Below are 25,436 nucleotides of genomic sequence, written 5' to 3'. Positions count from 1 at the left end.
TACCTTTTCATCCCCCACTTATTGTATGAGTCAAAGTAATTCCTCTCACAGCACTCGTGAAGCCTGGTTGCAAGACGGCGTTCGTTATCTAGAGCCTATTTTTGCTAAGGCTGGCTATGCGATTCCGCCAGTGCGGGTTTCGTGTGGTTTTCCAGCATCGAGCAGCCCACGAACCACCTTAGGCCAATGCTGGCCGCGCGAGCGCTCGGGCGGTGGTGTTAATGAGATCTTTATTTCTCCGAAGTTAGATGACCCCGTTACGCTTCTCGATACGCTTTTGCATGAGCTATGCCATGCAGTGGATGATTGCCATAGCGGTCACGGTGAGGATTTCAAGGGAATTTGCCAAGCCGTTGGTCTTGAAGGGCCTGCACGCATGGCGCATGCATCGGAGGCCTTGCAAGTGCGCCTCATGACCATTAGTCAAAAGTTAGGCCCTTATCCTCATCAAGCGATTGTGTTTCCCCCGCCACGAGCCAGTAATCTCAGTCGCAATAAGGCCAAGTGCCCACAATGTGGCTATGAGGTGACGCTCTTAAAGCGCTGGGCCAGTTATGGTGCACCCATTTGCCCCAAAGATAACCTTCGCATGGAAGAGCTCGCATTATCAATTCCGTCGGTCGATATCGATGAGGAAGCCAAGGAAAAAGAGCGCCAGGCAGAGCGCGAAATCCGCCGAGCCATCAGCTAGTAAAATCATTTTTTTAATCAATGAGACATGATTCATGAACACAAGAAAGAAAATAACCAATCCTAAAATTGCCGTGATTCCAGGTGATGGAATCGGTAAAGAGGTGATGCCGGAGGGCGTGCGTGCTTTAGAAGCGGCTGCCAAAAAGTTTGGTATTCAGTTTCAGTTTGATCATTTTGATTTCGCTAGCTGCGATTACTACCAACAGCATGGCAAGATGATGCCGGATAACTGGTTTGATACCCTCATGAAGTACGACGCCATCTTCTTTGGGGCTGTGGGAATGCCTAATATCTTGCCTGACCATTTATCCTTATGGGGCAGCTTGATCCAATTCCGTCGTGGCTTTGATCAGTATGTCAATCTGCGCCCAGTCCGTTTATTGCCTGGTGTACCATGCCCACTAGCGAACCGTAAACCGGGTGATATCGACTTCTTTGTGGTGCGCGAGAACACCGAAGGGGAGTACTCAGCGGTTGGCGGCAAGATGTTTGCTGATACCGATCGCGAGATTGTGGTTCAAGAGTCAGTATTCTCGCGTCATGGCGTTGATCGAATTCTGAAGTTTGCTTTTGATCTCGCTCAGAGTCGCCCCAAAAAACATTTGACCTCCGCAACCAAATCCAATGGGATTGCGATCACGATGCCATATTGGGATGAGCGTGTCGAAGCAATGGCTAAAAACTATGCCGATGTGCGAACGGACAAGTACCACATCGATATCTTGACCGCTCAGTTTGTAATGAACCCTGATCGCTTCGATGTCGTGGTTGCCTCTAATTTGTTTGGCGACATCCTCTCTGATTTAGGGCCCGCATGCACCGGTACGATTGCCGTTGCTCCGTCGGCCAGTATTAATCCAGAAGGGAAGTTCCCATCCCTCTTTGAGCCTGTGCATGGTTCAGCCCCGGACATTTATGGCAAAAATATTGCCAATCCCATTGGTCAAATCTGGAGCGGTGCTCTCATGCTGGATCACTTAGGCTACCCAGAAGCAGGCGCACGTGTGTTTGCAGCGATTGAGTCAGTGTTATCTGCTGGTCCTGCGCATGCTCCCCTCACACCAGACATTGGGGGCAAAGCGAGTACCCAAGACTTAGGTAAGGCGATCGCTGCGGCGATCTAGAGTGAACTAGAGACCCCAAATTAGGGTCTTTTTACTGGCTTTCTCGATAGCCTCTAAAACTTTTTCATGCTCGGCGCAATCGAGGTCACTCGCTTTGAAGTAGATCAAATCGCTGGGTAGCGGGGCCTTTGATATGCCATCTTTCCCTGCGACACTGTAATCAATTAAATCAATGGTGAGGTCATCCTGACCTCGGGTCATAGCTAAGTACACCTCGGCTAGGAGCTGAGCATCAAGTAAGGCGCCATGGAGGGTGCGGTGTTCGTTGCTGACTGCAAAACGTTCACATAAGGCATCCAGAGAATTGCGTTTACCTGGAAACATACGGCGCGCATCCACTAGGGTATCGGTAATTTTTGCGGCAAGCTCTGAGAAATTAGGGCGCTTGAGTAAGGCGTACTCATTGTTGAGAAACGATAAATCAAAGGGCGCATTATGAATAATTACCTCAGCCCCAGCAATGAACTCAGTGAGCTCATCAACAATCACTCCGAAGACGGGCTTATCGGATAAAAACTCTCGCGATAGACCGTGTACTGCAAATGCACCCTCGGCAATATCGCGTTCAGGGTTGATGTAATGATGAAGGGTCTTGCCGGTTTGGCGGCGATTGATTAACTCAATACAGCCAATCTCGATGATGCGATCACCGGTGGCTGGATTAAGCCCCGTAGTTTCAGTATCCAGAATGATTTGGCGCATACCCAATTGTAAAACGCTTAGGTATCTTGGAGATCTTCTGGGGGTATCTCAAGGGGTCCGCGCCCAGCATAGCGATCTAGATACAGATATATGACAGGGGTGATGAATAAGGTCACAAATTGTGACAAGATCAAACCGCCGACGACGCTAATACCAAGGGGTTGGCGTAGTTCAGCGCCAGCACCAAGGCCGAGCGCAATCGGCAAGGCGCCCATAATTGCAGCGAGGGTGGTCATCATGATGGGTCGGAAGCGCAAGATACATGCGGTCCGAATAGCCTCGGTGGGACTCATTTTTTGTTTACGTTGCGCGTCAAGGGCGAAGTCAATCATCAGGATGGCATTTTTCTTCACAATGCCAATCAACATCAAAATACCAATCGTGGCAATGATGGTGAGTTCCATCCCAAACATCCACAGAGAGAGCAGAGCTCCAATCGCTGCGGACGGTAAGCCAGCCAAAATGGTGATGGGGTGGATATAGCTCTCATAAAGCACCCCAAGCAAAATATAGATTACCGCTAGAGCGGCGATGATCAGAACAAATTGCCCAGTTTGATTGCCTTTAAAGACTTTGGCATCTCCGCCATAGCTGGTAATGATGGAGGGCGGTAAGTTAATTTCTTTGACATACTTTTCAATCTTGTCAGTCGCCTCACCCAAAGCGACATCAGGCGCTAAGTTGAATGATAGAGTCACTGCCGGAATCTGCCCTTGATGGTTGACCGCGGTCGGGCCAATGGTGCGTTTGAAACTTGCGAGACTCGATAACGGAATTAATTGATTGGTCGCGCGGCCCCGCAAGAACACTTTATTGAGATCGGTCTCAAACTGGCGTTGATCCTCTGCTGTCTCTAAAATAACGTAATAGGTATTGACGCTTGTGTAAATGGTAGAGACCTGGCGCTGCCCAAAGGCGTTATACAAAGCTTGACGAATATCCGCGATTGTGACCCCTGCCTGCGCGGCTTTATCACGATTGATATCAATTTGTACGTTAAGACCTTTCATTTGCGAGTCAGAGGTGACGTCCCTAAAGATTGGATCAACTCGTAATTTTTCGAGCAATTTCTCTGACCACTCATTCACCCCCTCAAAACCAACGCTTTGCAGAGTAAATTGATAGCGACTTTTACTGGATCGTCCACCGAGTTGCAAATTTTGGATGGGACGCATAAACACTTGCAAACCTGGAACGTCCCTGAACTTTGCACGCAGACCCTCAAGAACTTTGGTCATGGATTCGCGTTCATCGCGTGGCTTGAGAACAATAAAAAAGCGACCCGTATTACTACCTGCACTGAGGCCGCCACCTAATATGGAAACAAAATTTGCGACATTCGGATCGTTCGCCACGATCTGCGCAGCGCGGTCTTGTAACTCCAGCATGGCCTTAAAGGAAATATCCTGATCCGCCTCGGTCGTTGCGGTGATCTGTCCAATATCTTCCTCTGGAAAGAATCCCTTTGGCGTATAGACAAACATGGCAATTGTGATCACGAAGGTAGCCACTGCTAGCCATAAGACTTGTTTACGCTTTTGTAAGGCAATATCCAAATAATGCACATAGGTCTTTTGCGTCCACTCAAACCAACGATCAAAGTGACGATTGATCGCAAATTCGCGGGCATGCTGACCGGGTTTGGGTAGGTAGCGACTGCAGAGCATGGGTACCAAGGTGAGTGAGACCACCGCCGACACTACGATCGCCAAGGAGACGACCACCGCAAACTCACGGAATAAAAGACCGATTGGACCTTCCATGAAGAAGATGGGAATAAAAACAGCCACTAAGGAAAGTGAAATGGAGAGAATGGTGAACCCAACCTCGCGACTGCCTTTGAGAGCGGCTTTTAACGGACTCATGCCCTGATCGACATAGCGTACGATGTTCTCTAAGACCACAATAGAATCATCAACCACTAAGCCCACCGCCAAGGTAATCCCCAAGAGCGATACGTTATCTAAGCTGTAGCCCATGAAATAGAGCAAGAAGAAGGCGCCAATCAGAGAAATAGGCAGACTTAGGGATGGAATGATGGTGGCTGAGAGGTGTTTGAGGAACAGGAATATCACCAGCACCACCAAAGCCACAGTTAACGCTAGAGTGAAATTGACGTCAGCAATTGCCTCCCGAATTGAGGAAGAGCGATCATTGATCAGTGTGAGTTTGATCGAGGCTGGTAGCTGCTTCTCAAACTGTGGGATCATCGCCTTGACCGCATCCACTACCTTGACCGTATTGGCATTGGGCTGGCGCTGAATCGCTAGCGCAATCGAGCGCTCACCATTGGTGGTGGAGAGGGTGCGAACATTCTCATAACTCTCAACCACGTCGGCTACATCACGTAGATAGATCGGTAAGCCATTTTTTTGGGCAATGACGAGGTTGGCAAAATCTGAAGCACTCACTAATTGCTTATTGGCATAAATAGTGAGTAGCTGCCGTGGGCCCTCTAAAACACCCACGGGGGTATTTGAGTTCGCTTTATTGATGGCGATCGAGAGATCTTCCATCGTGAGGTTATGGGTTGCTAGGGAGTCAGGTCGCGCTTGTACGCGGATGGCATAGCGCTTAATGCCATACACAATAATTTGAGCAACCCCATCAATCGTGGATAGCGTTGGAGAAATCAGGTTCTCGGCGTAATCGTTGAGCTCTGATAAATCCATCGACGGCGAGGTCATGCCAATGATGAGGACCGGTGCATCGGCAGGATTAACCTTGCGATAGGATGGCGGTACGGTCATCTCGATCGGTAAGCGGCGCTGGGCGCGCAACAGTGCTGCTTGCACATCAACTGCAGCTTTGTCAATGTCGCGATCGTTATTAAATTCGAGGGTGATATTGGTTGTTCCCAAGAAATTGGTGGAACTGATCACCGTAATGCCATCAATGGTCGAGAACTCCTTCTCGAGAGGCAGGGCAACCGAAGACGCCATATTTTCGGGAGAGGCGCCTGGCAATGAGGCTGATACAGAAATGACTGGTGTATTAAAACTAGGCAAGGCCGCAACCGGAATACGGGTGTACGCTACTGCGCCAGCAATGACCGTCACTACTGAGAGCAGGACGGTCATAACAGGCCGTCGGATACAAAGCTCAGAGAGCGTCATTTTTTGTCAGCAGGTTTGGATTCAGGTTTGGGGGCGTCAGCAGGTTTGGGAGCAGTAGCGGGCTTACTCTCTCGAATTTTGCTGCCAGGGCGTAGATTTTGTTTACCTTCGATCACCACGCGCTCACCAACCTCAACACCAGTAATCGCCGCTTTGCCCTGATACTCATAGCTCACTTTAATGGGTTTGAGGCTGACCTTATCCTCGGCGCCCACCACATAGATAAAGCGCCCACGCGGATTAATCACCACCGCTTGGGATGGAACCAAAATAGCGTCCTTTAAGGTATTGGCTTCGAGTTTGACCCGAGCAAATTGTCCAGGTAATAAGGTGCGTTTGTCATTAGCAATTTGTGCTTTCACTCTTACAGCCCCGATCGCCGGATCGACTTGATTATCAATCACTAAGACCTTACCCTCGTAGACCTGGGTGCGGTTATCGCCTACGGTAACCGACACCTTCAAGTTGGCAGAATCCGTTTGCATCAACAGCGGGATATTGTCCTCGCCCACAATAAATTGAACATTGATGGGATCTAGCTGAGTGATCGTCACCATCGCACCCAAGGCGGTGGTTGCGGTGGAGCTGGAGGCTGTGGTCACAATATTGCCTGGTGCCACCAAGGAGCCAGGGAATACATTAATAATGCCCGCACGCCCATCAATCGGTGCGCGAATGTAATCAAAGGAGAGTTGTACTTCAGCAGCACGTGCAGTAGCGGCAGCGGATTTGGCATTGGCTTCGGCCGTATCTAAGCCCGCCTTGGAAATAAAGTTTTGAGCCACCAGCTCTTTGGCACGTTGTAGTTGACGTTGTGCATCATCAGCTACAGCTTTGGCTTTATCGTAATTCGCGCGATCATTGCGATCGTCTAAGGTGAAGAGGAGTTGCCCCTTCTTGACCTCTTGACCTTCTTTAATATGAATCTCTTTGACCACGTTGCTCACCTGCGGACGGACATCCACAATATTGGCTGCCACAACGGTTCCAGTTGATTCAATAATGATGGGGATGTCTTGTTTTTCGAGGACCAGGGTGGTGACTGTCTGTGGTCCACCACGTTTACTTTCGGGTGGGAAAAAATGATCGTAGGCTTTATTGCCTGCATAAACCAAAACTACAATTGCAACGACCCACCATTTGCGCTTGATCAGAAACGCCGCAAATTGCTTGAGGTCAATTTTCTGGAGTCGGGTGACCAGTTGGCAACCCCAATCCATGATGGTTTGTTTGACTCGAGCTAAAAAGGATGGAGGTTTGGTCACAGCGCTAGTCTAAATTGCTTTGTTATTTAAAGAGTTAAAGCATTCTCTCATAAGCCCAAGCGGGGTGCAGTTCAGCTCTTGGATAGGTAGGCTTCCACGCCTTGATTGGCGAGTTGATCGGCCAGCTCATTTCCAGGGTGGCCGTTATGGCCGCGCACCCAGTGCCACTGAATCTCATGGAGAGGTAAAAGGGCGTCGAGCTCTTGCCAAAGGTCGACATTCTTGACCGGAGATTTGTCTGCTGTCCTCCATCCCCGCGCCTTCCAACCGGCAAGCCACTCACTTACTCCTTTTTGGACGTATTGGGAGTCGGTATAGAGATCAACCACGCTGGCTTGCTTGAGGGCTTTGAGTGCGTGGATCACCGCACTAATTTCCATGCGATTGTTGGTGGTGTCATGAGCGCCCCCATGCAAGTGTTTCTCATGCGCACCCGATCGCAGCACCACTCCCCAGCCACCAGGGCCGGGATTACCTTTGCAAGCACCATCGGTATAGATCGTGATGTGGGGTTTGCTCATGGACTCTTTATACCTCTTCGGTAACTTTGTGGGAAGTTTGCTGGGCAGCGGGGTTGAGTTGTGGAAGCGCCAAAGCTTGTTTGGGAACGCGCCCCACCAAACGGGTGCCCGGATGGCGCTTAATGGCTGAGATTAAAAAGACCGAACCAAAGATCGGCCACCAGCGATTACCCATTTTTTCGAGGAAGGCCATGCGGACCATATTTTTCTCTTTGCGCAACGGTAGGCGATAGCATGCAAAGTGACCACGATCAAGGGAGTAGTCGAGTAATTTCAACCAATCCTTTACACGCAGCAAACTTAAGAACTGACCCTCACGCGGTAAATAGTTTTTACCAATTAAGCGCCCTGCATATTGCCGCAAGCCCCAAAGACTCGCCGGATTAAAACCGGAGATCACAACGCGGCCCTCGGGCATTAAGACACGATCGACCTCGCGCAGAATCTGGTGCGGATCTTGGGCAAACTCCAAGACATGGGGCAGTACCACTAAATCAATGGATTGATCAGCAAATGGTAATTCCTCCGGAATCCCTTCAATCGGTTGATAGGGCAGATCGCCATCGGCTTTCGCAATCCCATGGGGAAGCAACATGAGTTTCAGTGAAATCCGATTTTCTGCGAGGGTATTGATTTGCGGTAAACCAATTTGCAAGGCGTAATAGCCAAACACATCGACAACCGCTTGATTAAAGAGCTCTTGCTCCGATTTAAGAATATATTGCCCTGGAGGCGATTGCAGCCACGTCTCCCACGAACTCTCGGGCGGAGTATCGGTCTGCACGTTCGGTGGGGTCGTTGGTATCATAGACGGATTATCTTGTGTCCTAAGGTGTTGCCATGGTTTCAAATTCCTTATTACAAGTGTGGCCCATACCTGCCTTTACCGACAACTACATCTGGTGCATTCACGATCAACAGTCGGCTATTTTGGTTGATCCTGGTGAAGCAAAGCCAGCGATTGATTATGTTACTCAACAGAACTTGCGCCTTACCGGAATTCTAATCACTCATTACCACGCTGACCATATTGGTGGATTACCGGAGATCCTCGCGTGGGCAAGCCAAGGTGGCCTCTCGGTCCCAGTGTATGGCCCTGCTGGCGAGGATATTGCCTTGCGCAGTCATGCACTCTTTGAGGGTGATACCGTAACATTTGATGCACCTAAGATCCAACTCCAGGTCTTGGAGGTCCCAGGGCATACCTTGGGTCACATCGCTTATGTAGCGCGCAGCGAGGATAACGCTGGACAGACCCCAAAATTATTCTGTGGCGACACACTCTTTGCTTCAGGCTGCGGGCGGCTTTTTGAAGGCACCCCCACTCAAATGTCGAGCTCACTAGCAAAGTTCTTAGCTTTACCCCCTGACACTTTGGTGTATTGCACCCACGAGTACACCTTATCCAATATTCGGTTTGCGCTTGCTGTCGAGCCAGACAATTCAGCCTTAATCGAGTGGTCGCAAACGGCCAATGCCTTACGTCAGCGCAATCAACCCACGGTACCCACTACGATTGGTCATGAGAAGCGGGTCAATCCATTCATGCGCTGTGATCAAACCCCAGTCATTGCAGCTGCGCGTGCGCAAATTGGGCAAGACCTTAAAAGTCCTGCCGAGGTTTTAGCAGTTGTGCGGGCATGGAAGGATCGCTTCTAAGATGATGCGCCGCTCGCTCTTACTAATCGCCAGCGCAGTTGTTCTGGTCTTGAGTGGTTGTGCTAGTACTTCGCCCGAGTGGTCTTCAAGCACCGATGCGCGGCGTGATCCGCGGGCAGCCAAAGCGCCGCGTGTGGATCTTAGTAAGCAATCCGTTAGTAGCATCATGGCACCCTCAAACGATCTTTGGATCCAGATTCGTCAGGGCTTTGCGCTTCCTGAACTTGATAGCCCCTTGGTGGAGCAGCAAACGCAATGGCTTATGAAACGCCCGGATTACGTTGATCGCTCGATGGCACGCTCTTCGCGCTATCTTTTCTATATCGTCGAAGAGGTCAACCGTCGCAATATGCCCACCGAGATTGCGCTACTACCATTTGTTGAGAGCGCCTTCAATCCCGAGGCGAAGTCGACATCAAAGGCAATGGGGATCTGGCAGTTCATGCCGAGAACCGGCCAAGACTTTAAGTTAACGCAGAATGTATTTCGGGATGAGCGACGCGATGTCTTGCAATCAACAAACGCCGCTCTCGATTATCTTCAGCGCCTGTATAAACAATTTGGCGATTGGCAACTCGCTCTCGCTGCCTATAACTGGGGCGAGGGGAATGTGGCCCGTGCGATTAAACGCAATCAAGCACAGCGTAAGCCCACAGATTATCAAAGCCTCACGATGCCCCGCGAGACCCGTGAGTATGTACCCAAGTTGATGGCCTATAAAAACATTGTGCAAAATCCCGGGGCGTACAACATCGTCTTACCGGAGCTTGAGAACCACCCCTATTTTGTAGCGATTGATGTGACCCGCGATATTGATGTGGACGTTGCCGCCCAATTGGCCGAGATGTCCCTAGAGGATTTTCGTAATCTCAATCCGGCATTTAATAAACCCGTGATCTTGGCCGCAACCGATCAGCAAATGCTATTACCTTTTGCACGTGCAGAACTGTTTCAGATGAACCTGGCTGGCTACAACAAGCCTTTATCGTCATGGACTGCATTGAAGATTACTAAAAGCGAGACCCCTGAGCAATTAGCAAGCCGATTGGCTTTAAATCCTGAGACCATCCGGGATGTGAATAACATCCCCCGTGGCATGCGGATTCGGGCGGGATCAACCGTTTTAATCCCTAAACCCCCAGGAAAAGAGTCGGATATTTCCGAGTATCTGGCTGAGCATGGGCAATTGAAGCTCGACAAGGCGGCCCCACCCAAACCCAAGACTAGTAAGCCAGCGCGGGCAAGTGCTGCAAACAAATCGGCCCCCAAAAAGGTCGCTAACCCTAAGACCGCAAGCACTCAGCAAAAATCCCCATCGACAAACACCGCAAAATCAGCGAAAACTGGTACTACCTCCGGCTCTGGAGTAAGCGCCAGTGTAAAAACGGCTCCTTAATCCCTAGCCATTGATTATTTTGCTGTGAAGGGAATGCAGGATGAGTACGGGCTACAAATCATTTCATGAGAACTCCATTCGGGATCCAAAATCATTTTGGTCTGAGCAGGCTAAATTAGTTGATTGGCATCAGCCGTTTTCACAAGTCCTCGATTATTCCAATCCACCCTTTGCAAAGTGGTTTGTCGGCGGGCAAACCAATCTTTGCCACAATGCCGTTGATCGCCATTTAAAGGATCGTGCAAACCAGATCGCATTGGTTGCGGTCTCCACCGAAACCAATCAGGAGCATGCCTATACATTTGCAGAGCTGCATGATGAGGTCAATCGCATGGCTGCGATCTTGCAAGCCAACGGAGTGAAGAAGGGCGATCGTGTTCTGATTTACATGCCAATGATTGCGCAAGCCTGCTTTGCAATGCTCGCTTGTACTCGCATTGGCGCAATTCATTCAGTCGTGTTTGGTGGATTTGCATCGCATAGTTTGGCTTCCCGGATCGATGATGCGAAGCCCAAGATGATTATTACTGCCGAGGCCGGAATGCGCGGTGGCAAGGCAGTGCCTTACAAGCCACTCCTCGATGAGGCGATCACACTATCAACCGCCAAGCCTGAGAAGGTATTGATTGTGAACCGCGGTCTCTCGGAATACACCACCGTGGCCAATCGCGATTTGGATTACGCCTCTGAGCGTGAGAAGCATTTCAACACCAAGGTTCCCGTCGAGTGGGTCGATGCAACCCATCCCTCCTATATTTTGTATACCTCTGGCACCACTGGCAAACCCAAGGGGGTACAGCGTGATACGGGCGGTTATGCAGTTGCACTGGCAAGCTCGATGCGCCTCATCTTTGGTGGTAATCCAGGTGAGACCATGTTTACCACCTCCGACATTGGTTGGGTAGTCGGGCATAGCTACATCATCTATGGCCCACTCATTAATGGCATGGCCACCATCATGTACGAGGGCACACCCTTGCGCCCTGACGCAGGTATTTGGTGGAGCTTAGTTGAGAAATACAAGGTGTCGGTGATGTTCTCTGCTCCCACGGCGGTGCGAGTACTCAAGAAACAGGACCCCGCCTTCTTAAGTAAATACAACTTATCGACACTACGGACTCTGTTTTTAGCCGGTGAGCCGCTCGATGAACCAACGGCTTCATGGATTCATGATGCGCTTAAGAAGCCCGTGGTGGATAACTACTGGCAGACCGAGACCGGTTGGCCAATCTTGGCGATTCAGCGAGGCGTGGAGGTGATGCCACATAAATTTGGCTCACCTGGTGTGCCGGTCTATGGCTACAACATGAAACTACTCGATGAAGCAACCGGTGCTGAGTTGGGCCCAGATCAAAAGGGCGTGGTTGCCATTGAAGGGCCATTGCCACCCGGATGCATGCAGACCGTGTGGGGCGATGATCAACGCTTTATTAAGACCTATTGGGAGACCGTGCCTGGCAAGATGGTGTATTCCACCTTTGATTGGGCAATTAAAGATAAAGATGGTTACTTCTTCATCTTGGGCCGCACCGATGATGTGATTAACGTCGCTGGACACCGATTGGGGACACGCGAGATCGAGGAGAGCATTTCTAGTCACGCTAATGTTGCCGAAGTGGCAGTCGTTGGAGTGGAGGATCAACTCAAGGGTCAGGTAGCAATTGGCTTTGTGATCGCAAAGGATCCAAATAAAACCGAGAACATGGAAGCGGAGGTCATGAAGACCGTCGACTCTCAACTAGGTGCGGTGGCACGACCCGCCCGCGTGTATTTGGTGAGTGCATTACCAAAGACGCGTTCGGGCAAGATTGTGCGCCGGGCATTGCAAGCAGTTGCGGAAGGGCGCGATCCCGGGGATATCAGTACGATGGAAGATCAATCGGTTCTAGCGCAGATCAAACTGGTGATTGGAAAGTAGCCGGGCAAAGTAAACGGTTTTGCGTGAAGGTAGGGTGAGGGGCGGAGAACTGGTATCATTACGCCTATCAGTAACTAATAATTTGCCCTAGCGCTTAAAGACACTTACCTCCCCGCAATTTCGCCTCGGGTATGTCTTTTGGGGCAAAAAGTGTTGGACGGCAACAGGGTATTGGAGATTGTTTGTCGCCCTTGCTTCCTTCCTTTCCCCCCGCTGTTTTAGCTCTTGCTGATGGATCTATTTTCTCTGGTCAAAGTATCGGCGCTCCTGGTGAGACCAGCGGTGAAGTCGTTTTTAATACCGCATTAACGGGTTATCAAGAAATCATTACGGATCCGAGTTACGCACGCCAGCTTGTCACCTTAACCTATCCGCACATTGGCAATGTGGGTGTCAATGCCCAAGACGCGGAGTCAGCACAAATCTACGCTGCCGGCCTCATCATTAAAGATTTATCCGCACGCGTCTCAAACTTTCGAGCCGAAGACAGTCTCGATCATTATCTGCGCGCTGCCAAAGTTCCTGGTATCAGTGGCATTGATACTCGCAAGCTCACGCGTCTGTTACGTGATCGCGGTGCTCAATCAGGCGCGATTGTGGCTGGAAAGATTGGCGATGATGTGGATGCGCTTGCCAAGCGTGCTTTAAGCCTAGCCAAGGCATTTCCGGGAATGGCGGGCCTGGATCTCGCGCAAGTGGTTACCACCAATACTGCCTATGAGTGGCAAGAGGGTGAGTGGCAGTTGCATGGTGAGAATGGCAAGCCCGCATTCAGAATCATGAAGAACCCAAGTAAGCGGGTTGTGGCCTATGACTTTGGTGTCAAACGCAATATTTTGCGCATGCTGGCCGAGCGCGGTTGTGCATTGACGGTTGTACCCGCCAAAACTCCGGTGGCTGAAGTATTGGCATTAAAGCCCGATGGCGTATTTTTATCCAATGGCCCTGGCGACCCCGAGCCCTGTGATTATGCGATTAGTGCAGCGCAAACCATTATTAGTAAAAATATTCCAACGTTTGGTATTTGCTTGGGTCATCAGATCATGGGCTTGGCTGCGGGTGCGAAGACCTTGAAGATGAAGTTTGGGCACCATGGTGCAAACCATCCTGTAAAAGATTTAGACAGTGGTCGGGTAGCGATCACCTCACAGAACCATGGCTTTGCAGTTGATGCCAAGACCTTGCCGGATGAGTTGCGAGTGACACATATTTCCTTATTTGATGGATCCTTGCAGGGTCTCGCCTGGAAAGATAAGCCAGCCTTCTGTTTTCAGGGGCACCCAGAAGCCTCCCCAGGCCCTCATGACATTGCCTATTTATTTGATCGCTTCATGCACCTCATGAATGCCGCTGGCCAAGGAGCTCGCTAATGCCAAAGCGTACCGACATTCAGAGTATTTTGATTATTGGCGCTGGCCCCATTGTGATTGGACAGGCTTGCGAGTTTGATTACTCAGGTGCGCAAGCATGTAAAGCCTTGCGCGAAGAGGGCTATCGCGTCATTCTGGTGAACAGTAATCCAGCAACGATCATGACCGATCCAGAGATGGCCGATGTGACCTACATCGAACCGATCACTTGGGAAGTGGTAGAGCGCATCATTGCTACCGAGAGGCCCGATGCAATTTTGCCCACCATGGGTGGCCAGACTGCGCTGAACTGCGCTCTTGATTTGCATCGCCATGGCGTTCTCAAAAAATACAATTGCGAGCTCATTGGTGCATCCCCGGAAGCGATTGACAAAGCTGAGGATCGTCAGAAGTTTAAAGACGCGATGACCAAAATTGGTTTGGGCTCGGCAAAGTCTGGGATTGCGCATTCGATGGAAGAAGCGATTGCCGTACAGCAACGCATTCAAGCGGAGACCGGTAGCTCAGGATTTCCGGTGGTGATTCGGCCTTCGTTCACGATGGGTGGATCGGGCGGCGGTATTGCCTACAACCGCGAAGAGTTTGAAGAGATTTGCAAACGCGGCCTGGATCTATCGCCAACGCGTGAGCTATTAATTGAGGAGTCGCTCTTAGGTTGGAAAGAGTTTGAGATGGAGGTGGTGCGTGATCGTGCCGATAACTGCATCATCGTTTGCTCGATTGAGAACTTAGACCCAATGGGCGTGCATACCGGGGATTCGATCACGGTGGCTCCTGCACAAACACTCACCGATAAAGAGTATCAAATCATGCGGAACGCCTCGATCGCGGTCTTGCGTGAGATTGGCGTAGATACCGGTGGCTCGAATGTGCAGTTCTCGATTAATCCAGTTGATGGCCGCATGATCGTGATTGAAATGAACCCGCGCGTCTCACGCTCATCTGCTCTTGCATCCAAAGCTACTGGCTTTCCGATTGCCAAGGTCGCTGCCAAATTAGCGGTGGGCTATACCTTAGATGAGTTGCAAAACGATATTACGGGTGGTGCTACGCCGGCATCGTTTGAGCCCAGTATTGACTACGTCGTCACCAAGATTCCACGCTTTGCCTTTGAGAAGTTCCGTGAAGCAGATCCACGCTTAACCACCCAAATGAAATCCGTGGGTGAGGTGATGGCGATTGGCCGCACCTTCCAAGAGTCATTCCAAAAAGCCTTGCGCGGCCTTGAAGTGGGCGTTGATGGTCTGGATGAGAAATCCACCGACCTCGAGGACATCATTGCTGAGATTGGTGAGCCGGGACCGGATCGGATTTGGTATGTGGCCGATGCCTTCCGCATGGGTCTGGGGATTGATGAGGTATTCGAAGAGACCAAAATTGATCCATGGTTCCTCGAGCAAATTGAAGAACTGGTTGAGATTGAGAATGCAGTTAAAGAGCACACCTTGGCAAGTCTTAGCGCTGCGGAGATGCGGTTTTTAAAGCAAAAAGGATTTTCAGATCGGCGTCTCGCCAAATTACTGAAGACCGATGCGACGGCAGTGCGTCAAGCGCGTCATCAGCATGGGGTATTCCCAGTCTACAAGCGGGTCGATACCTGCGCGGCTGAGTTTGCAACCAATACGGCTTACATGTACTCGACTTACGAAGCAGAGCATGGCGAGTGCGAGTCACAGCCCACACAGCGTGAGAAGATCATGGTGCTTGGTGGTGGACCCAACCGGATTGGCCAGGGCATCGAGTTTGATTATTGCTGCGTGCATGCGGCACTTGCAATGCGCGACGATGGTTACGAAACCATCATGGTGAACTGCAACCCCGAGACTGTGTCGACCGACTACGATACTTCGGATCGTCTGTACTTTGAGCCCTTGACCTTAGAGGACGTACTGGAGATCGTCGCCAAGGAGAAGCCCAAGGGCGTGATTGTTCAGTATGGTGGACAAACGCCACTGAAGCTCGCCCTTGATCTTGAGGCCAATGGCGTACCGATTATTGGCACTTCGCCTGACATGATTGATGCTGCTGAGGATCGGGAGCGCTTCCAAAAACTCCTGCATGAACTCAAATTACGTCAACCGCCTAATCGAACCGCCCGTGCTGAAGATGAAGCACTCAAGCTGGCCGAAGAGATCGGTTATCCCTTAGTCGTTCGTCCCTCTTATGTGTTGGGTGGTCGAGCAATGGAGATCGTGCATGATGGACGTGATCTTGAGCGGTATATGCGCGAGGCTGTCAAGGTATCGAATGACTCACCTGTATTGTTAGATCGCTTCTTAAATGATGCGATTGAGTGTGATGTGGATTGTATTTCCGATGGAACTCGCGTGTTCATTGGTGGCGTGATGGAACACATCGAACAAGCGGGTGTTCATTCCGGTGACTCGGCCTGCTCATTGCCGCCATACTCCTTATCGAAAGAGACCGTTGCTGAGCTCAAGCGCCAGACTGCGGCGATGGCCAAGGGTCTGAATGTGGTTGGTTTAATGAACGTGCAATTTGCCATTCAGCAAAGCGACGGCAAAGACACCATCTTTGTTCTCGAGGTCAATCCTCGTGCATCACGCACAGTGCCCTATGTATCAAAAGCAACTGGCTTGCAACTCGCGAAGATTGCCGCGCGCTGCATGGTCGGTCAAAGTCTTGATCAGCAGGGCATTACGGAGGAAGTGATTCCTCCGTACTACTCGGTTAAAGAGGCGGTATTCCCATTTAATAAGTTCCCAGGCATTGATCCAATCTTAGGCCCTGAGATGCGTTCCACCGGTGAGGTGATGGGTGTTGGTAAAACCTTCGGGGAAGCCTTATTCAAATCGCAATTAGCAGCGGGGATCAAATTACCCAAGAGCGGTAATGTAGTGTTGACCGTGAAAGATGGCGATAAGCCACTCGCTGTCGTGGTGGCCAAGCTCTTGCACGAGATGGGCTTTCCGATGGTTGCTACTAAAGGCACTGCTGCAGCCATTGCCGCAGCGAATATTCCGGTATCGGTGGTGAACAAAGTGAAAGAAGGCCGTCCGCATATTGTGGATATGATTAAAAACGGTGAGATCACCTTAGTGTTTACAACCGTGGATGAAACCCGTAACGCGATTGCAGACTCTCGCTCGATTCGAACCACGGCGCAGGCGAATGGTGTGACTTACTACACTACGATCAGTGCGGCACGCGCCGTAATGGAAGGGATGCGGGCGAAGGACTTGCTCGAGGTCTATTCCTTACAGAATTTACACATTTCGCTTAGCTAGACTAAAATCGAGCTTCATCGATTTTAAGGTTGAGCAGTATGAGTACAAATACCATTCCCATTACCAAGCATGGCGCTGAGCTCTTGAAAGAAGAGCTCACGCGCTTAAAGCATGTCGATCGTCCTGCTGTGATTAATGCAATCTCTGAAGCACGCGCCCAAGGTGATCTTTCTGAGAATGCCGAGTACGATGCCGCTAAAGAGAAGCAGGCGTTTATTGAAGGCCGCATCAAAGAGCTTGAAACGAAATTATCGGCTGCACAAATTATTGACCCTGCATTGCTCGAAGCAGAGGGTCGTGTCGTCTTTGGGGCCACCGTTGAGCTTGAAGATCTCGATGACGGCAAAAATATGATTTACCAAATCGTGGGCGATGATGAAGCCGATATCGCTGCCAATAAGATTTCGATTAGCTCCCCCATTGCTCGCGCCTTAATTGGCAAAGAGGAGGGCGATGTGGTGACCGTTCAAGCCCCCGCAGGCGCTCGAGAGGTTGAGATCCTCTCGGTTCGTTACATCTAATGACTCAGGCTGGTACTGGGCAGCACCAAATTGCGCAACGCCTTTTTCTCTTCATCAGTAGTCTTTGGGTTGGTAGCCTAATTACCGTAGGCTATTTAGTTGCGCCGACGCTTTTTGCAACCCTCACCGACCGTCAGGTGGCCGGTATGGTGGCTGGCGCGATTTTTCAGGTGGAAGCCTATGTAAGTCTCGTGCTCTGTGTGGGGCTACTGGTCTTAGCAAACCTCTTGGTAAGTCGTGGATTACAAGCCTATCGTGCGATTCGATGGATTTTACTCACCATGCTTGTATGTGCGGCGCTTGGCAGTTTCGTGCTCATGCCCTGGATGGAGAACTTACGCGAGGATGCCTTGTTGCAAGGTATGCCAGTAATGTATTCACCATCGGCGAGTTTGTTTGCTACCTTGCACGGTATCTCAAGCAGTGTTTTTTTGGTACAAAGCCTCTTGGGTATTTACTTGGTTTGGCGACTAACCCAAAGCCGCTTTTTTGGGACTCGCTAAGCGAGTCTTGCGGCGCTTTGGTTTGCTGGTGTTAGCCACGGTTGCCTTTTTAAAGCCTGCACGCGAGCCACTGCCACGTTGATTGCTGCGGGCGGTTTGATAGGCGCGTGCCACTTTTTTAGTGGGAACTACTTTCTCAGGCTTTGATGCGACAGGGCGCCACACCACGAGCAGTTTGCCAATGTGCTGAATCGGGGCAGCATTCAGGTCATCGCAAATCGATTCATACATCGCAATGCGGGCATCGCGATCGTCACCCAGTACGCGGATCTTAATCAGGCCATGGCTCGACAGGGCACGATCAATTTCTTTGCGAACGGCAACAGTGAGTCCTTCGTTACCGATCATGACGACGGGGTTAAGAGCATGGGCTTGCGCGCGGTGCGCCTTGCGTTGCGCTGGTGTCAGAGAGAGAGTAGTCATCCCTGCATCATAGAGGATTTGCAGTGTGCAACCCAAAACAAGGACAATAGTGTTTGTGGCAAAGAACAAGTTCAATAAAAATTGGTTGCACGATCATGTCAATGATCCGTACGTTAAGCTCGCGCAGAAAGAGGGTTATCGTGCGCGGGCGGCCTATAAACTCTCTGAGATCGACGAACAAGATCATCTGATTAAGGCTGGGATGACCGTCGTTGACTTGGGTAGCGCCCCAGGTAGCTGGAGTCAGTACATTCGTAATCGCTTAGTGCAGCTTCGTAAACACTCCACACCCGAGACAGCGGGCAAGCCCGATGGTTGCATCATCGCAATTGATCTCTTGCCGATGGAGCCCGTAGCCGATGTCACCTTTATTCAAGGAGATTTTCGGGAGGAGGAAGGCTTGCGTGCACTTGAAGCTGCCTTACCCCCAGAGGCAAATGGCAAAGTTGATTTGGTGCTCTCTGATATGGCGCCCAACCTCTCTGGTGTCGGTGTAGCCGATGCAGCGCGGATGGCCAATCTCGCGGAGCTCGCTTTGGAGTTTGCCAAAGAGCATCTCAAGCCCGATGGGGCACTATTGATTAAGTGCTTTCATGGGAGTGGCTATAGCCAAATAGTTGAGGCCTTTAAGGGGGTATTTAAGACCGTTTCCCCCCGTAAACCCAAGGCTTCACGGGATAAATCCTCGGAAACCTTTCTGCTAGGGCGCTATTTGAAGTAGGGTAAATGGTAGAGATTGCCCAAAAACCATAGAAAACCCAGCATTTTTAGGATAAATTAGATCTCCAACCCTTGAATTTCAACGGGAGTAGAATCAAATACATAGGGTGAGGTTTGGTTCTAAACCCTGATAACTCCCGGATTGATCCGGCAAAGGTGTATTTTGAATAACAATATGTTCCAAAAAGTGGGTGTATGGCTCATCGTGGGCTTGGTTTTGTTTACTGTCTTTAAACAGTTTGATAAACCACGGACTCAAGATCAGGTCACGTATTCCCAATTTATGGATGACGCCAAGGCTGGCAAGATTAAGCGCGTGGATGTGCAAGGCCGTACCTTGCAAATCACCCCAGTCGACGGCAATAAATATTCGATCATTTCCCCAGGTGACATCTGGATGGTGGGTGATCTCATGAAATACGGCGTTCAGGTTACCGGCAAGACCGAAGATGAACCGAACCTGTTGGTCTCTGCACTGTATTACTTAGGGCCTACCTTATTAATCATCGGCTTTTGGTTCTTCATGATGCGCCAGATGCAAGGTGGCGGTAAGGGCGGTGCGTTCTCCTTTGGTAAATCCAAGGCACGCCTGATTGATGAGAATAGCAATTCAGTAACTTTTGCGGATGTCGCGGGTTGCGATGAGGCTAAAGAAGAAGTATTTGAGATTGTCGACTTCCTCAAGGATCCCCAAAAGTTCCAGAAGCTTGGTGGCCGCATTCCACATGGCGTACTCTTAGTTGGTCCTCCCGGAACCGGTAAGACCTTATTAGCCCGTGCCATTGCAGGCGAGGCTAAAGTACCATTTTTCTCCATCTCCGGCTCTGACTTCGTTGAGATGTTTGTGGGTGTGGGTGCTGCACGCGTGCGCGATATGTTTGAGAACGCTAAAAAGCATGCTCCCTGCATCATCTTTATTGATGAGATCGATGCAGTAGGTCGTCATCGCGGTGCCGGCATGGGTGGCGGTAATGATGAGCGCGAGCAAACCTTAAACCAAATGCTGGTTGAGATGGATGGCTTTGAGACCAATAGCGGTGTGATCGTGATTGCTGCGACCAACCGTTCGGATGTTTTGGATCGCGCCTTGCTGCGTCCTGGTCGTTTTGACCGCCAAGTGCATGTTGGTTTACCCGACATTCGGGGTCGTGAGCAAATTCTGCGTGTGCATATGCGCAAAGTGCCGATTAATGCTGACGTTGATCCTGCGGTCTTGGCTCGTGGTACTCCAGGGTTCTCGGGTGCCGATCTGGCTAACTTAGTCAATGAAGCCGCTTTGTTTGCAGCCCGTCGTAGTAAGCGTGCGGTGGATATGCAAGACTTCGAAGATGCCAAGGACAAGATCTATATGGGTCCTGAGCGCAAGTCGGCGGTGATGCGCGAGGAAGAGCGCCGCAATACGGCTTATCACGAGTCGGGTCATGCGGTGGTGGCGAAGATGCTGCCCAAGGCCGATCCCGTTCACAAGGTCACCATCATGCCTCGCGGTATGGCCCTCGGTGTGACCTGGCAGTTACCTGAGTTTGATCGGGTGAACTTATACAAAGATCGCATGCTCGAAGAGTTGGCCATCTTGTTTGGTGGTCGTGCCGCTGAAGAGGTGTTTTTAGGCTCGATGAGTACCGGCGCATCGAACGACTTTGAGCGCGCCACCAAAATGGCTCGCGATATGGTGACCCGCTACGGCATGAGCGATAGCTTGGGTACCATGGTCTACGTGGACACCGAGCAAGACAGCATGTTTGGTCGTATGAACAGTAAGACCGTATCGGAGCTTACCCAGCAAAAAGTGGATGCCGAGATTCGGACTCTGATTGATAGTCAATACGCACTCGCCAAGAAGATTTTGGAAGAGAACCGTGACAAGGTGGAGGCCATGGTTAACGCGCTTCTTGAGTGGGAGACGATTGATTCGGAGCAGATCAATGACATCATGGCGGGTCGCACACCGAAGCCACCCAAGCCAGTCACCGCAACCGCATTTGGTAACTCTGCGGGTGGCGGTGGTACGCAGGGTCCTGCAGCAGGTAGCGCACCCGCAACTGCGTAAGCATGTCGTATTCATCATCGCCCGTGGCATGGCGCTGCGGGCGTTTTCTTTTTGAGCTCCCCTCCGATCAGCACAAACGCCCATTGGTGATGGGCATCCTCAATGCCACACCAGATTCATTCTCGGATGGTGGGCGGTTTTATCAGCGCGACGCAGGCCTTGCTCAAGCAGAAAAAATGCTCGCTGCTGGCGTTGACATTATTGATATTGGTGGAGAGTCCACCCGACCTGGGGCCGAACCCGTTGGCTTACAAGAGGAGCTCGATCGCGTCTTACCGGTGATTGAAGTCCTTAAAGATTGCGGCGTTGCTCTCTCGATTGATACCTATAAGCCCCAAACCATGCAAGCTGCACTCGCCATGGGTGTTGATTGTGTCAATGATATTTGGGCCTTGCGACAAGCGGGAGCAGTCGATGCCATCAAATCAAGCCAATGTGGCATTGTGTTGATGCACATGCAGCGTGATCCTCAAACCATGCAATTTGATCCCAACTACCAACACGTGGTTCAAGAGGTGCAAGCATTCCTATTGGAGCGTGCTGCAGTGATCGAAGAAGCAGGGGTTGACTCGCAACGGATTGCCATTGATCCTGGATTTGGGTTTGGTAAGAGCTTGGAGCATAACTATCAGTTATTGGCTCACATGAACGCATTCACTGAGCATGGTTACCCGGTCTTAGCGGGCCTATCGCGTAAGTCCATGCTCGGTAAGGTCACCAATCTTGAGGTGGGTGAGCGTCTGATCCCGAGTATTACAGCAGCTATCATGGCAGTCGAGCGTGGCGCCATGATTGTGCGTACGCACGATGTACCTGAGACCGTGAACGCACTGCAGGTTTGGCAGGCTATGCGAGAGCAAAGTACCTCAGTTTTATAATGAAGTATGACTAAAAAATATTTTGGGACCGATGGCATTCGGGGTGAAGTTGGTATTCCACCCATCGTTCCGGAGTTTATGTTGCGCCTCGGTTACGCTACTGGTATGGTGCTTAAGCGCCATGGCAAACCCAATGAGCGTCAACGCATCCTAATTGGTAAAGACACGCGGGTCTCGGGCTATTTGCTCGAAGCTGCCTTAGAGTCCGGGTTCTCGGCTGCCGGGGTTGATGTCACCTTGTGTGGACCAATGCCCACTCCAGGAGTGGCCTACCTCACCAAAGCCCTGCGCTTATCTGCCGGCGTGGTGATCTCTGCGTCGCATAATCTCTATCAAGATAACGGCATCAAGTTTTTTAATGGCAAGGGGGATAAGTTCTCCGATGCCATCGAGCTTGAGATTGAAGCAGAGCTCGAGAAGCCAATGGGTTGTGTCAGCTCCGACAAAATTGGTAAGGCATTTCGTTTGGATGATGCCGCAGGGCGCTATATTGAGTTTTGCAAATCCACTTTTCCACAAGACCTTAATCTCAGAGGATTGAAGATTGTGGTCGATTGCGCCAATGGCGCTGCCTATCACACTGCACCGCCAGTGTTTCATGAGCTCGGCGCTGAGGTGATTGCGATTGGAGTAGAACCCAATGGCAAGAACATCAACGATCATTGTGGTGCCACCGCACCAGCTGCGCTGATTGCAAAGGTTAAGGAAGTGAATGCCGATATTGGGATTGCCCTCGATGGTGATGCCGATCGTCTACAAATGGTGGATCAAAACGGGCGCTTGTTTAATGGTGACGAGCTCCTCTATATCTTGGCTAAAGATCGTTTAGAGCAAGGTAAGGCAATTGGTGGAGTAGTAGGTACCTTAATGACGAACTTAGCGATTGAAGTTGCCATCAAGAACCTGGGCCTTGGATTTGAGCGAGCCAAGGTTGGAGATCGCTACGTACTCGAGCTTTTGCAAGCCAAGCAGTGGATCATTGGCGGAGAGGGCTCAGGGCATCTGCTGTGCCTAGATCAACACAGCACTGGCGATGGCACGATTGCAGCTCTGCAAGTACTCGCAGCGATGCAACAAAAGCAACAATCTCTCAACGAACTATTAGATGGCATCACCATCTATCCGCAAGTGCTCATCAATGTGAAGACCAATCCGAGCTATCAGTGGCAAGCCGATCAAAAGCTCGCCGCCATGGTGAGTAAGGTGGAGCAAAGTTTAATTGGTAAGGGCAGAGTCTTAATCCGGCCATCAGGAACTGAACCGGTCCTGCGCGTCATGGTTGAAGCCAATGAGAAAAGCCTGGCCCAAGCAAGTGCCGAGGCAATCGCAAGGGAAGTGAAGGTTTCCTGAAGTTAAATTAACTGATTGATAACTTGTGCGGCGCATCAAGCTATTGTCATATTCGTTTGTTAGACTGAATCATCTTCATTTAATACGAGGTGTCTCATGAAAAAGCCGTCAGCAGCCGCTAAGAAAGCAAAAGCACAGGAGTTATTTACCCTTTCTCACAAATTATTAGATGCTGCCAAACAGCTAAGTGAGCATCATGCAGCAGAGCTACGCTATAACATGCAGCAAGCGATGGAGGCTGCTAAGACTGCTGCTCAAAAAGATATGACTAAATTGCAGGCAATGCAGAAGAAGGCTGCAGCCGATGCAGCTAAGCGAATGGGTGTTTATCAGAAGAAGGTTAAGGCAATCCTAAAGGATATTGGTAATGAAGCGGCCGATGGTGCTGAAAAGCATTTCGATCGCGCTCGCGATGCAATTAGCGATTGGATTAAAGAGGCAGATAAGAAAATACCAATGGGTGGTGAAAAGCTTGCAAAGGTCGTGCGTGAGGTATCAGATGCAGGTGCCAAAGTATTTAAAGAAGGGCGCAAAGCAGTAGAGGATGCGATTGATTCGGCCGAAGAAAATTTACATGCAGTTGCTAAAAAAGCCAGTAAAGCGATTCAGCCAAAGGCGCCAACGAAAAGAAAGACCCCGGCAAAAAAGTTAGTTCCCAGAAAAACTTCTCAGCCTGCGACGAGGGCCCAATCAACCCCGTCCGGAAACGGCTCCAATCAGTCGCCTTTTTAATCGATTGAAGAGGGCGTGGGCTGGCGTAGCTTGCTAGCCCATTGATTTATTTGATTTTTTCAAGAAATTTCACTTAATTTTTTGTCATAAAAGCGTCACATTTCCTATTTAATGTCTAGGTATCGCAATGTGCGAGACCCATTTAAAGGAATATAAATGACGATTACCTTGAAAAAAGCCCTAGCCGTAGCGGCTCTTTCTATGACCACTGCTAGTTTTGCTCCGACAGCTTTTGCTGCGGACATTACGGGTGCTGGCGCAACATTCCCATATCCAATTTATGCCAAGTGGGCAGAGGCTTATAAAGCACGCACTGGCAATGGTTTGAACTATCAATCAATCGGCTCCTCAGGCGGTGTCAAACAAATTAAAGCCAAGACTGTAGACTTTGGTGCATCTGACAACCCAGTGAAGTTTGAGGATCTACAGGCCGATGGATTGGTTCAGTTCCCTGCAATCATCGGTGGTGTCGTACCGATCATTAATTTAGAAGGTATTAAGCCAGGACAAATTCGCTTGGATGGTCAAACCTTAGCTGATATTTTCCAAGGCAAAATTAAAAACTTCAATGACAAGCGTATTGCTGACTTGAACCCCGGCGTGAAGATTCCTGCTGGCGAAATTACCGTAGTTCACCGTGCAGACGGTTCGGGTACTACCGCGATTTTCACTGATTACTTGGCCAAAGTAAGCGCAGATTGGAAATCCGCTGTTGGTGCCGGTGCTGCTGTGAAGTGGCCAGCTGCTTCATCGGTTGGTGGTAAGGGTAACGAAGGTGTTGCGGCGAACGTATCACGTGTAAAAAACTCGATTGGCTATGTTGAGTATGCCTATGCCAAGAAGAACAATATGACCCACGTTCAGTTGCGTAATCAAGCTGGTCAATTTGTTCAACCTGATGACAGCACCTTCGCAGCTGCAGCCGCAGGTACGGATTGGAGCAAGATTCCTGGTATGGGAACTTTCATTACCAATGCGCCTGGTGCAAGCTCATGGCCAATCACTGGCGCATCATTCATCTTGATGTATAAAAACCCAACTAACAAGGCAAGTTCTGCTGAAGTGTTGAAGTTTTTTGATTTCGCCTTTAAAGAGGGTAAAAAGATGGCTGCCGAGTTGGACTATGTGCCAATGCCTGATGCTACTACCGACTTCATTCGCAAGAACGTTTGGAATCAAATTAATACGAAGTAATCTCTTTACTGACTGTTCTAAAATCAGCCCTAGTTCGTCTGGGGCTGTTTTTT

General features: G+C 50.3%; 21 protein-coding genes. 15 read left to right on the top strand and 6 right to left on the bottom strand.

The genetic code is table 11. From position 1 onward, the window contains the following. The first annotated feature begins 25 nt into the window (after positions 1–25). Complete coding sequence (locus tag QUE61_RS06390; RefSeq protein WP_286306430.1) at positions 26–691, top strand: SprT-like domain-containing protein; 666 nt, start codon at positions 26–28, stop codon at positions 689–691. Between the two features lie 52 nt (positions 692–743). Then, positions 744–1,817, top strand: a complete 1,074-nt coding sequence (locus QUE61_RS06385; protein ID WP_286308316.1) for a tartrate dehydrogenase — start codon at positions 744–746, stop codon at positions 1,815–1,817. Between the two features lie 6 nt (positions 1,818–1,823). Here QUE61_RS06385 and dnaQ read toward each other — a convergent pair whose 3' ends face one another. From dnaQ to QUE61_RS06360, 5 genes are all read right to left on the bottom strand, one after another. Next, positions 1,824–2,519, bottom strand: a complete 696-nt coding sequence (gene dnaQ, locus QUE61_RS06380) for a DNA polymerase III subunit epsilon (protein WP_286306429.1) — start codon at positions 2,517–2,519, stop codon at positions 1,824–1,826. 17 nt (positions 2,520–2,536) lie between these two features. Beyond that, positions 2,537–5,635: an efflux RND transporter permease subunit gene (locus tag QUE61_RS06375; RefSeq protein WP_286306428.1), complete on the bottom strand. Its 3,099-nt coding sequence runs from the start codon at positions 5,633–5,635 to the stop codon at positions 2,537–2,539. Continuing rightward, the gene (locus QUE61_RS06370; protein ID WP_286306427.1) at positions 5,632–6,900 is read right to left on the bottom strand and encodes an efflux RND transporter periplasmic adaptor subunit; all 1,269 of its coding nucleotides are present in this window, start codon (positions 6,898–6,900) and stop codon (positions 5,632–5,634) included. The genes QUE61_RS06375 and QUE61_RS06370 overlap by 4 nt, the downstream gene beginning before the upstream one ends. A 71-nt stretch (positions 6,901–6,971) precedes the next feature. After that, positions 6,972–7,421, bottom strand: coding sequence for a ribonuclease HI (rnhA, locus tag QUE61_RS06365; protein ID WP_286306426.1), 450 nt, complete (start codon positions 7,419–7,421; stop codon positions 6,972–6,974). 7 nt (positions 7,422–7,428) lie between these two features. After that, complete coding sequence (locus QUE61_RS06360) at positions 7,429–8,229, bottom strand: class I SAM-dependent methyltransferase (protein ID WP_286306425.1); 801 nt, start codon at positions 8,227–8,229, stop codon at positions 7,429–7,431. 32 nt (positions 8,230–8,261) lie between these two features. Here QUE61_RS06360 and gloB point away from each other — a divergent pair, with 32 nt between their 5' ends. The 7 genes from gloB to QUE61_RS06325 all read left to right on the top strand — a co-directional run bounded on the left by gloB (position 8,262) and on the right by QUE61_RS06325 (position 18,036). Next, positions 8,262–9,080, top strand: coding sequence for a hydroxyacylglutathione hydrolase (gloB, locus tag QUE61_RS06355; RefSeq protein ID WP_286306424.1), 819 nt, complete (start codon positions 8,262–8,264; stop codon positions 9,078–9,080). A gap of 1 nt (position 9,081) precedes the next feature. Next, positions 9,082–10,476 (top strand): transglycosylase SLT domain-containing protein, encoded by a 1,395-nt coding sequence (locus QUE61_RS06350; protein ID WP_286306423.1) that lies wholly within the window; start codon positions 9,082–9,084, stop codon positions 10,474–10,476. A gap of 40 nt (positions 10,477–10,516) precedes the next feature. Beyond that, entirely contained in the window at positions 10,517–12,394 is a 1,878-nt protein-coding gene (locus QUE61_RS06345) for a propionate--CoA ligase (protein WP_286306422.1), read from the top strand. Between the two features lie 191 nt (positions 12,395–12,585). Continuing rightward, positions 12,586–13,764, top strand: coding sequence for a glutamine-hydrolyzing carbamoyl-phosphate synthase small subunit (gene carA / locus QUE61_RS06340; RefSeq protein WP_286308314.1), 1,179 nt, complete (start codon positions 12,586–12,588; stop codon positions 13,762–13,764). Then, positions 13,764–17,012 (top strand): carbamoyl-phosphate synthase large subunit, encoded by a 3,249-nt coding sequence (gene carB / locus QUE61_RS06335; RefSeq protein ID WP_286306421.1) that lies wholly within the window; start codon positions 13,764–13,766, stop codon positions 17,010–17,012. The genes carA and carB overlap by 1 nt, the downstream gene beginning before the upstream one ends. Positions 17,013–17,050: 38 nt before the next feature. After that, on the top strand, positions 17,051–17,533 hold the full coding sequence (gene greA / locus QUE61_RS06330; protein WP_286306420.1) for a transcription elongation factor GreA: 483 nt from the start codon (positions 17,051–17,053) through the stop codon (positions 17,531–17,533). Then, positions 17,533–18,036: a DUF4149 domain-containing protein gene (locus QUE61_RS06325; RefSeq protein ID WP_286306419.1), complete on the top strand. Its 504-nt coding sequence runs from the start codon at positions 17,533–17,535 to the stop codon at positions 18,034–18,036. Before greA ends, QUE61_RS06325 begins: the two co-directional genes overlap by 1 nt. Here QUE61_RS06325 and QUE61_RS06320 read toward each other — a convergent pair. Continuing rightward, positions 18,004–18,459, bottom strand: coding sequence for a YhbY family RNA-binding protein (locus QUE61_RS06320; protein WP_286306418.1), 456 nt, complete (start codon positions 18,457–18,459; stop codon positions 18,004–18,006). The two genes, QUE61_RS06325 and QUE61_RS06320, sit on opposite strands and share 33 nt — an antisense overlap. Positions 18,460–18,514: 55 nt before the next feature. Here QUE61_RS06320 and QUE61_RS06315 point away from each other — a divergent pair, with 55 nt between their 5' ends. The 6 genes from QUE61_RS06315 to pstS all read left to right on the top strand — a co-directional run bounded on the left by QUE61_RS06315 (position 18,515) and on the right by pstS (position 25,383). Beyond that, positions 18,515–19,180, top strand: a complete 666-nt coding sequence (locus tag QUE61_RS06315; RefSeq protein ID WP_286306417.1) for an RlmE family RNA methyltransferase — start codon at positions 18,515–18,517, stop codon at positions 19,178–19,180. Between the two features lie 162 nt (positions 19,181–19,342). Further along, positions 19,343–21,229, top strand: a complete 1,887-nt coding sequence (gene ftsH, locus QUE61_RS06310; RefSeq protein ID WP_286306416.1) for an ATP-dependent zinc metalloprotease FtsH — start codon at positions 19,343–19,345, stop codon at positions 21,227–21,229. Between the two features lie 2 nt (positions 21,230–21,231). Beyond that, positions 21,232–22,107: a dihydropteroate synthase gene (gene folP / locus QUE61_RS06305; RefSeq protein ID WP_286306415.1), complete on the top strand. Its 876-nt coding sequence runs from the start codon at positions 21,232–21,234 to the stop codon at positions 22,105–22,107. 6 nt (positions 22,108–22,113) lie between these two features. Then, positions 22,114–23,457: a phosphoglucosamine mutase gene (gene glmM / locus QUE61_RS06300; RefSeq protein WP_286306414.1), complete on the top strand. Its 1,344-nt coding sequence runs from the start codon at positions 22,114–22,116 to the stop codon at positions 23,455–23,457. 96 nt (positions 23,458–23,553) lie between these two features. Beyond that, positions 23,554–24,189 carry a hypothetical protein gene (locus QUE61_RS06295; RefSeq protein WP_286306413.1) on the top strand — a complete coding sequence of 212 codons (636 nt, stop codon included), beginning with the start codon at positions 23,554–23,556 and terminating at the stop codon, positions 24,187–24,189. A 156-nt stretch (positions 24,190–24,345) separates the two neighbouring features. Continuing rightward, positions 24,346–25,383 carry a phosphate ABC transporter substrate-binding protein PstS gene (gene pstS / locus QUE61_RS06290; protein WP_286306412.1) on the top strand — a complete coding sequence of 346 codons (1,038 nt, stop codon included), beginning with the start codon at positions 24,346–24,348 and terminating at the stop codon, positions 25,381–25,383. Positions 25,384–25,436: the final 53 nt, after the last annotated feature.

The sequence above is a fragment of the Polynucleobacter sp. HIN5 genome (genome assembly GCF_030297555.1).
Taxonomy (GTDB): domain Bacteria; phylum Pseudomonadota; class Gammaproteobacteria; order Burkholderiales; family Burkholderiaceae; genus Polynucleobacter.
The sequence above is the reverse complement of the archived record's forward strand: the minus strand, read 5'-3'. Positions and strand labels throughout refer to the sequence as shown.